Consider the following 3,960-nt stretch of genomic DNA (forward strand, 5'->3'; position numbering starts at 1 on the left):
ATATTGATTTTGATGATAATAAAGTGTCGATTCGACACGATATCACCTACTGCCCCAGAGTTGATAAGGGATCGAAGTGTGAATACGAGCTCTCTGATCCTAAGACCGAGGCAGGTAAGAGAGACATCCCTCTTCTCGATAAGGTTAAGGAAGCATTCATCGCCGAGAAAAAGTATCAGGAAGAGACAGGCAACCACTGTGTAATGGAACTTGGAGGATTCTCCGGATTTGTTTTCTGTAACAGGTTCGGGAACTTTCACAACCAGGCATCGATCAATCGCGAGATTAAAAGAATCGTGAATGATCACAATGCACGTGAGCAAGTGAATGCAAGAAGAGAAGGCAGACAACCTCTTATGATTCCGAGTTTCAGTTGTCACATTACGAGGCATACATTCTGTACCCGCCTCTGCGAGAACGAGACAAACATTAAAGTGATCCAGACGATCATGGGTCACAAGGACATTCAGACAACTCTGGATATTTACGCAGAAGTATCTGAGTCCAAGAAGCAAGACGTATTTAGACAACTTAATCACACAAATATCGTGTAGGAAGAGGTCGAACGGATTGCACACAAAAAAGTTGCCCAAGGCTACAATGTGCCTACAAAGGTTCAAAACGTAGTCAGATGACAACAGATGATGGAACAATTAAGGCAGTCGGAAAATCATGATAATACATGATAATAGATGAACAGAACATATGTTCGATAGTCGTCCCGACAATGCGTCCTCTGGACTAATTCATTCCTTGAAACCCTTGATTTTATTGGGTTTGTGATTTTTGCGTAGAAGCGTACTACGACAAATACTACGACAACACTACGACAAAGCTCCCAATGTGCCGAAAAATCGCACATTTTTAAAACTAGGTACGACAAGAAAATTCCCTGAGCATATGTCTCAGGGTTTTCTTTTGTAATCATATATAAAGATATAAAGGCATTGATAAGGATATATCAATGCATGTCCCTGTTTTTTCAAGTTATAAATCGCACATTGGAACGATTTGCTCCTTCAATTTATCCTTATCTTGAAGAATTGGAGGTAGCTTATGTACATTACTTGGGTTGGTTCACTGGCTGTTCTCCTTAATAAGTTGTGGAGAACTCTGTTCAGAGTTGAGCGTATAGAAGAAAGCTACAACGAAACGGTTAAGCGCTTCGGTGCCTATTACTTCTGCATTGATGATCTCCCTTTATGAGACGCAAATCTCTGGCAGAAGAACGACCGGATCTGCTGTCCCAGTGGGACCCAAATAACGAACTGTCTCCGTCTTCCGTTACCTGTGGATCACACAAGAAGGTTTCCTGGATCTGCAATAACGGCCATACATGGACGGCTGTTGTTAAGAACAGAGTACAAGGTAGCGGCTGTCCGTACTGTGAGCATAGAGCTGTCCTTAAAGGCTACAACGACCTTCAGACTGTTTTTCCAGAGCTTGTAAAGTCATGGTCCCCTAAGAATCCATTAATGCCCTCAGAAGTCTCCTCTAAGTCAAATGCCGAGGTTCTGTGGGTATGTGAGAATGGTCATGCGTGGAAAGCACGTGTTGCGGATCGTACAGATGGTCATGGCTGTCCTTACTGTGCCGGCCAACGTGTCTGGAAGGGCTATAACGATCTTGCGACAACACACCCTGATCTGATCCCTGAATGGTCGAGTAGGAATAAAGACCTTTCTCCCGAAACTATTACATACAAGAACCGTACTAATGTCTGGTGGCATTGTCCTAAATGCGGAAACGACTATCAAGCTGTAGTTTATTCCAAAGCAAACGGCCGCATCTGTCCTTTTTGCATCGCCAATGGTCTTAAGCAGCTTAGAGATATGCGCTTGGCTAAGAAAAAGATAGCAAAAGATTTCACTTATCTCCTACCGCAACTGGCTACTATCTTCTACGCAGGAAGGAATGGTCTGAAGATAATCACGAATACAGAATCATTCATTGGGCTACCCGTAACAGCTTATCTTCCTGATATCGGTTTAATAATCGATGTCTGCAGCTCGGGCAAGGAAATCAAACTAAAAGAATATATATGCAACACTAAGAATATTAAATATGTAAGTATGTCTGAAAGGCTCCCGGAAGCAGAAAGCATCCGAAAAGTCCGAAAGGCATTTACTGATGCTCATATTCATCTCTTTTCAGACCCTATCGAAGATCTGGAGACAATACGAAACAATTATTCTCAATGGAAACTCAAAGGTTAACTTCGGCTCCACTGGGGCCGAAGTTGACAAGTTTTGCATTGATTCTGTCAAGTTTTGAGTGTGCCTGTCAGGTTTTGTGTATTTCTAGGCAAGTTTTGCAGGTTCCTTAATATTGAACTTCTCCGGCATACAATCCTCGAATTCTTCCTTCGGGATGCTCAGGAAGATATCAACGAGTTCCTTATCAAGCTGCGTCCCCGCGACTTCTTTGATTATCGCCATTGCTTCCTCGTGAGTTTTCGGCGCCTTATATGCCCTTCTCATCGTTATTGCCGAATATGTATCAGCTATAGCTATTATTCTCGACGCCGTAGGGATCTCGTCAGCCTTCTTATGGTAATACCCGTTGCCGTCAACTCTCTCGTGATGATACAAGATCCAGTCCGAGATCGTGGCAAAGGTCGCAAGCGGAGCCATTATCTTTACTCCGACCTCCGGGTGAGTACGCATAACGGTCCATTCTTCATCAGTCAGCTTGGCAGGCTTATTGAGGATTGCTTCCGGTACGCCCAGCTTGCCGACATCGTGCATGAGAGCAGCATACTCAAGGCTTACGGGATTTATATCCTTCTTGATACTATTCGGGAGATGTTTATAGAAAAGCATCGTTACTGCCTGAACCTGAAGGCTGTGACCGTTAAGGTTAGGGTCTCTGGCATCAATGACGCCTACAAGCACTTCGGCTATGTCGATACTTCTCTTCTTGGCTGTATCGAGAAGTCCGTACATGAGGTCAAGCACTAACATTACAAAGATACTTCCGCCGAAAAGCACCATCGCCATTATGAGATCCGGCTTGGAGAAGATGGCAATAATAAGATAACCGACAAGGAAGAATATAAGCAAGACTAGTGATATTCTCTTCCTTATCCTGTCACGGCGCATACCTGATGAGAGGACATCGTGAGAGTTCCGCATAAAGAGGATGTATCTTACGATGTTCGTTACCATCAGTAACGCACCGGCTATTATCATCAAATAATTAACTATATCCATCAGACAACGGTGTCCCTGAGCTTATCGAAAGCTCTCTTAGCTACTTGCTGAACATTGGCATCGGGATCTGCAAACGCCAGCTTCTTCACATATTCCAAACAGTGCTTGGCATTGATTGCAGCAGCTGCTTCGGCCGCTGACGCTCTTACCATTGGAGAATGATCACGCAATAAGGGTATCAGTGCCATGCCGGAATCGTAGGTGGGGATCATGCCCAGAGCCATTGCTACAGCCATTCTTACATCATCATTAGGGTTATCAGCATACTTAATCACGGCTCCGAGCTTCTGCTTCGCGCCAAGTTTCAGTACTTTATCCTTCAAACCATCAGAAAAAGCCATTACCACCGACTTCCCTTCTAAAACCATCCTTTTATAATATTATAAGGAAGTTCTTAACGGTGATAATCGGTATGACTTTAAATATCTGTAAACTTTACATTTTGAAGATTCGACTCACTGAAATGGATTTCTGTCATTCATGACACTTTTCCAGTTTATCCGGACAAGCAAAAAGAGCCACGATTTCTCGAAGCTCTTAGTCGATTATTTTCAGGACAAAGCCAACAAATACGGGGCGGATATTTCCATTAACAGAATAAAACAATGCGTAAACGGGATGTAAATTCAGGCATCCCGTTGTTTCATCATAGATAGGAAACTGATAGAATCCTTTTAAACATAAAACAAGAATGGGAGGATACGACTATGGCAGAAGACAAGGTATTAGGTCCTGAAGAACTGGAAAA

At 43.2% G+C, this 3,960-nt stretch carries 5 protein-coding genes; 3 read left to right on the forward strand and 2 right to left on the reverse strand.

The genetic code is table 11. The features are described 5' to 3' along the window. From AC52RT_RS08690 to AC52RT_RS08700, 3 genes are all read left to right on the forward strand, one after another. Nucleotides 1-554: tyrosine-type recombinase/integrase (locus AC52RT_RS08690; protein WP_495540376.1), on the forward strand; the 554-nt coding region annotated here is incomplete at its 5' end. 502 nt (nt 555-1,056) lie between these two features. Beyond that, nucleotides 1,057-1,206, forward strand: a complete 150-nt coding sequence (locus AC52RT_RS08695) for a hypothetical protein (protein ID WP_495540377.1) — start codon at nt 1,057-1,059, stop codon at nt 1,204-1,206. Then, nucleotides 1,203-2,216, forward strand: a complete 1,014-nt coding sequence (locus AC52RT_RS08700) for a zinc-ribbon domain-containing protein (protein ID WP_495540378.1) — start codon at nt 1,203-1,205, stop codon at nt 2,214-2,216. Before AC52RT_RS08695 ends, AC52RT_RS08700 begins: the two co-directional genes overlap by 4 nt. A gap of 84 nt (nt 2,217-2,300) precedes the next feature. Here AC52RT_RS08700 and AC52RT_RS08705 read toward each other — a convergent pair whose 3' ends face one another. Further along, entirely contained in the window at nt 2,301-3,212 is a 912-nt protein-coding gene (locus tag AC52RT_RS08705; protein ID WP_495540379.1) for an HD-GYP domain-containing protein, read from the reverse strand. Continuing rightward, the gene (locus tag AC52RT_RS08710) at nt 3,212-3,553 is read right to left on the reverse strand and encodes a HEAT repeat domain-containing protein (RefSeq protein ID WP_495540380.1); all 342 of its coding nucleotides are present in this window, start codon (nt 3,551-3,553) and stop codon (nt 3,212-3,214) included. Before AC52RT_RS08710 ends, AC52RT_RS08705 begins: the two co-directional genes overlap by 1 nt. Nucleotides 3,554-3,960: the final 407 nt, after the last annotated feature.

The sequence above is a fragment of the Peribacillus sp. genome, assembly GCF_059453735.1.

Coding starts and splice junctions, on each gene's coding strand:
- AC52RT_RS08705 (WP_495540379.1), bottom strand. CDS start 3,212: ATGGATATAGTTAATTATTTGATGATAATAGCCGGTGCGTTACTGATG.
- AC52RT_RS08700 (WP_495540378.1), top strand. CDS start 1,203: ATGAGACGCAAATCTCTGGCAGAAGAACGACCGGATCTGCTGTCCCAG.
- AC52RT_RS08710 (WP_495540380.1), bottom strand. CDS start 3,553: ATGGCTTTTTCTGATGGTTTGAAGGATAAAGTACTGAAACTTGGCGCG.
- AC52RT_RS08695 (WP_495540377.1), top strand. CDS start 1,057: ATGTACATTACTTGGGTTGGTTCACTGGCTGTTCTCCTTAATAAGTTG.